Source organism: Mesorhizobium sp. M7A.F.Ca.CA.002.15.2.1 (assembly GCF_003998715.1).
Lineage (GTDB): Bacteria > Pseudomonadota > Alphaproteobacteria > Rhizobiales > Rhizobiaceae > Mesorhizobium > Mesorhizobium ciceri.
This window is the reverse complement of record NZ_RZPI01001221.1, coordinates 1-580: the sequence shown is the minus strand read 5'-3', so window position 1 is coordinate 580 and position 580 is coordinate 1. Positions and strand designations below refer to the sequence as shown.

1 tRNA gene is annotated in these 580 nt (G+C 62.6%); it reads left to right on the top strand.

Annotated features, from left to right (window positions below):
* The first annotated feature begins 269 nt into the window (after window positions 1–269).
* Window positions 270–354, top strand: a tRNA-Leu gene (locus ENZ74_RS33765).
* The last annotated feature ends 226 nt before the right edge of the window (window positions 355–580 follow it).

Below are 580 nucleotides of genomic sequence, written 5' to 3'. Positions count from 1 at the left end.
CTCCTAATGCGTGTCGTTCAATTGCGCAGGCAGGTTGGGGTGTAACGGCATGCACAGAACGAAGACCCAGCGCACGCCATCCGTCCCCGCAGACGTGCCGCGCTTTGATGCGCCGCCTGTCTAGAAAGATTTTCCGCGCTGCACAATGGCAGCCCCGTCACGAAATCGAAAGGCGCAGTTTGGTCGCATCCGGGGCGACGAGGAATTGGCCAGTTGACGAACAGGCCTCCAACCGTATAGTCCCGCGCCATCCAGGCCGCCCGGCCTGAGCCCCTATGGCGGAATTGGTAGACGCGCTCGACTCAAAATCGAGTTCCGCAAGGAGTGCTGGTTCGATCCCGGCTAGGGGCACCACCCTTCGCTCTCCGAGCTTCGGGTGGCAGGCCACTCGAAGTTCAATAGACGAAGGGCGTCACGGTCGCTTTGGCTCCCGATACGTCTCAGCAGGCGATCAACACGCTTTGCGCGCCACGCTGGGGTCGCCGTCATTGGCCGGGCCGATCTCGCCAGCTGCCAGCAATTCGTCGAATGTCCGTTCTAGGTCGGCGCTGTCATCGGCTGCCGGTCCGCTGGGCGGATC